This window comes from Protofrankia sp. Cj3, from assembly GCF_917627355.1.
Lineage (GTDB): Bacteria > Actinomycetota > Actinomycetes > Frankiales > Frankiaceae > Protofrankia.
This window is the reverse complement of sequence record NZ_CAKJTR010000046.1, coordinates 1-4,098: the sequence shown is the minus strand read 5'-3', so window position 1 is coordinate 4,098 and position 4,098 is coordinate 1. Positions and strand designations below refer to the sequence as shown.

The window sequence follows — 4,098 nt, the reverse complement described above, 5'->3', positions numbered from 1 at the left end:
ATCGACCCCGTATTCGCGGTGCAGCACGGAATTTTGATCAATTTCTGCTGGGGATCCGGCCTTTGGTTTCCATGCGGCCATCCCGGTTTGGACCACGCCGAAACGCCGGCCGATCCGTGGTGGCCAGATTGAGATCGATCGGCCCTGCCAGAACCCGGTTACGACAAGGCCCGTGGTAATAACACCCGCAAACGAAGCGGCCCAAGGGGCGGCCGGTCCGAACACCCCAAACATGCCTGATGCGTCCATGTTCGCTCCGAGGTTCCCGTCAGTCCCGCAATGACCATGATTCTCGTTGTGGAGAATGATGTAGATCTTCGCTGCTCTGACCCCTCCGGGGATCCATGACGAGCATGGAGGGCAACGGTGCTCTCCGTTAGTGTTGGATGTCCCGAGGAAAGAGGGCATGTGACATGGACACCACTCGCTGGGCGCCCGGCCCTGGCATCCAGGCTCTGGTAGTTGGCGAGGGTGACGCGATGACGGAGATCGCTTTATGGCTCGTAACCGCGGGCTATGGCGCCCGATCACGGGCCACCGGCACGGCTGCCCTCGCTGCTCTCGACGCGGCACCGTACGATTTGATCTTTGTTGACTGGCAGTTGCCGGATGGCAGCGGCGCCGACCTATGTCGTCGTATTCGAGCTCAGCCCCAGCATGCGGACCTGTATGTCATTATCCTGGTTCCGAGTAAGGAACAGGTGCTGCCTGACGGTGTAGACGACTATCTGATCAGGCCGTTCGATGAGATCCAGTGCTTGGCCCGAGCGGTCGCAGGTGCCCGCAGCGCGCACCTGCACCGCAACGAGACCCGCCTGCGTTCATTGATCGCGAACGCGCCGGGGGCTATTTACCGCTGCGCCAACGACCCGAACTGGACGATGGAACTGATCAGCGACGACATCGAACGCATTTCCGGTTACCCAGCCACCGATTTCATCGACAACGCGGTGCGCAGTTTCGCTAGCATCATCCATCCCGACGACCGCGCGGTGGTGGAGCGGGACGTCATCGAGGCGACCCGGCAGGACCGGCAGTTCGTCCTTGAATACCGCATCGTCCGGGCCGACGGGAGCATCGCCTGGGTACGTGAACGTGGCCAGGAGGTACAGAGCGGCAATGGTTATAGCTGGCTGGACGGAGTGATTTTCGATATCACCGACTGGAAGCTCGCCGAGGATCAACTGCAGGAGTCGCGACGCCAACTTGTCGTTGCTGACGAACGTCAGCGCATCGCCCGGGAGCTGCATGACGGGGTGATCCAGTCGCTGTCCGGAGTGTTGCTGACCTTGCAGGCAGCCGAGACACTGGTCGAGCAGCCGGAGGCAACCCGCGCCCGTCTCGCTGACAGTATCGACCGTATTGACTGGTCGATCAAGGAGATCCGGGACTACGTGTTCAACCTGCGCCCAGTCCTGCTGACCGACCGCAGCCTGTACGACGCCCTGTTCGTTCTTGCGGAGGACTTCCAACACAACACCGGGATCGTCACCGCGATCGATCTCGATCCGACCGTCGCCACGCAACTCACGCCATACGCCGGGGACATCGTGCAACTCACCCGAGAGGCGTTATCCAATGTGCGCCGGCATGCGCACGCCACGACCTGCCGCGTCAGCCTCGTCCGTACCGCGGATTCGGCTTTGCTGGAAATCGACGACGATGGCCGGGGTTTCGACCTGCCCGCAGCCACCGGCCGGGGCCAGGGACTACGCAACCTCAGCGAGCGGTCGGCAAGCATCAACGGCCGGCTCGACATCGAGACCGGTGCTATGGGCAGCACGGTGACGGTTCGGGTACCGCTGCGGTCCGGGTGAAGGCAGTTGTAGCGGGAGGCTTATTCAGGATTTCCATTCTGGATGATCAAAATTATCCATCACCGTGGGTCGAGGCACAGGTCGAAGTGCTGCTATATATCTTGATGGAAGAGTTCTGCATAATCCTCTGGGTACGATGGCTCCCAGGTAGCAGGTTAGGAGCCCTGGGATCGGGTGCTACGCCGGGCCAAGTAGGCAGCGGCCTCGGTGCGCCGGGACAGACCGAGCTTGCCGAGGATGTTCGAGACATAGTTACGGGCTGTTTTCTCTGCCAGGTGCAGTTGGACGCCGATCTCCCGGTTGGTCCGACCCGCAGCGACAAGCGCCAGAATCCGTTTCTCCTGCGCAGACAACCTACTGAGCCTTTCATCGGTGCCGTGTGGGTCGCCGATGGTACCGGCCCGGACCTGTTCCAATAAAACACCAGTCACAGCCTTGTCCACGACATGTTGACCGTCGCCGACGGCACGCACGGCCGAGACCAGTTCGTCCCGCCTGATCTGCTTCAGGACATAACCACTGGCACCGGCCTCGATCGAGGAGATAAGCGCGTGTTCATCAGGGAACGACGTCAATATCAGCACCCGTGCGGTGGGGTGCCGGGTACGGATCTCCCGGGTAGCGTCGATACCGCTGCTGTCGCCCAGCCGGACATCCATCACGACCACGTCTGGGTGGTGGCTATCGACCAGTGCGACAGCCACTGACGCCGACGTCGCCTCGCCTACCACCACGAGGTCCGCATGGGCCTCTAATATCGTCCGGATACCCTGCCGCACGATCTCGTGGTCGTCCACCAGCACGACCCGTAAACGGTCATCCACGCCTATATGTTCTCACCCCAAACCTCTGCGTTCTGCTGACCGGCAGGGCGGTCTCCGGCGGCCAGCGGGACATCGTTGAGGAGCCTGCCCGATCGCGATCAGCTTACCGAACCCCCTGCTCCCATCACGATGCGGGCGTCGCTACGACCATGTGACCCCGCCCGCCAATCACGCTCCAGCGGATTCCCGAGATGGCATGCTGCGGCAGTCAAACCGACGTGTTCCGCGAGTCGTGCCCGAAGGAGACGGAATAGCGCCGATATGCACGATTTCTTCCAGAGTGGATTCGGGCGCCACTGCACAGTGGCTACATTATGTATCTGATCACAACTGGTTGTGACCTTCGTGCAGCCTTGCTGCTCCCCTGTCATCCGTTGTAGGGAGCCAAGCTCGGCAGTGCGTCGACGGCCGGTCAATTCGTCGTGACGACCTACGCCGATGCGGTTGCTTTCAGTGATAGATCGGACGTTCCCTGGCTGTCTGGGTGATCGCACCGCTGCGTGCGGGTCGAGATGTTAGTCGAGCGCGTAGAGTTCTACGGGAAGATGGTTGCGCTTCGGGGTGTCGTCGCCGCGTAGCTTGCGTTCCATGAGGTCCACCGCGCGTTCGGCGACTCGGGCGGGATCCTGCACAATGGTGGCGCACAGGGGACTTCCCCCTGAGTTGATGAGCGCGAGTGCCTCCCGGGTCCCATCCACACCGATCACGCGGACGCCCCTGGCCTGGTCGCCCGCGTCGGGCGCGTACAGGGCGTCAAGAGCGCCAAGCGCCATCTCGTCACTGGTACAGAAGACCACATCGACCGGTCTGTTTTGTCGGGCCAGTTCAGCAAGCCGGCGTCGAACGATATCGCGTGCGCGGTCCCTGGCGAACAGGCCGTCTTCGTCTACGATCACGGTTGCCTGAGGGCAGGTGCCGGTGAGTACGTCTACGAATCGGCGCTGCCGGCCGCGGTGGGTGTTTGTGGCAATAACCAAGACAGTTGGATGCGCGGCAGGGCTTCGCTCGATGATACGGGCGGTGTAGCGACCTGCTTTCTCGCCGATGAGCTCGTCGGAACAGCCAACGAAGGCCGTGTTGGTAGGATAGTCAGCGTCATGTGCGAATGGCTGGACATCGACGAAAATTATCGGATATGGCGCCTTGGCGCATAGCGTCACGAGATCTTCGCGGGTCGCGTCCGGCTCGGCGGCTACGACGAATCCGGCGATATAGCCTTTGTCACGGGTGAGGGTCTGCCGGAGACGGCGGATCTGAGCGGTTCCCGCATAGTCGCTGTCCGGAATCTTGACCACGAGGTCGAAGCGACGGTCAAGCGACCGGTCGATATTGCGTAGCAATTCCGCCAACCAGTGCTTCTGGCTGAATGCCGGCATCAGTAGGAATATCTCGGCCCGAGCAGGTGGTGGGCGGCGGAAAATTCCGATGATCATGGCTGCCAGGGGGCAGGTGATCAA

The 4,098-nt window shown here is 61.7% G+C and carries 4 protein-coding genes; 1 reads left to right on the top strand and 3 read right to left on the bottom strand.

The window, feature by feature from the left end; genetic code table 11:
• Window positions 1-249 (bottom strand): hypothetical protein (locus MJ783_RS08740; protein ID WP_239309874.1); only part of this gene is annotated, 249 nt, incomplete at its 3' end.
• Between the two features lie 164 nt (window positions 250-413).
• Between MJ783_RS08740 and MJ783_RS08735 the strand changes: the two genes are divergently transcribed.
• Entirely contained in the window at window positions 414-1,817 is a 1,404-nt protein-coding gene (locus MJ783_RS08735) for a PAS domain-containing protein (protein WP_239309873.1), read from the top strand.
• Between the two features lie 155 nt (window positions 1,818-1,972).
• Here the strand turns inward: MJ783_RS08735 and MJ783_RS08730 are convergent, their stop codons facing one another.
• Window positions 1,973-2,641, bottom strand: coding sequence for a response regulator transcription factor (locus tag MJ783_RS08730; protein WP_308128279.1), 669 nt, complete (start codon window positions 2,639-2,641; stop codon window positions 1,973-1,975).
• A gap of 515 nt (window positions 2,642-3,156) precedes the next feature.
• Window positions 3,157-4,098, bottom strand: a 942-nt coding sequence (locus MJ783_RS08725; protein WP_239309872.1) for a sugar ABC transporter substrate-binding protein, incomplete at its 5' end; no start/stop codon positions are given.

Coding starts and splice junctions, on each gene's coding strand:
- MJ783_RS08735 (WP_239309873.1), top strand. CDS start 414: ATGGACACCACTCGCTGGGCGCCCGGCCCTGGCATCCAGGCTCTGGTA.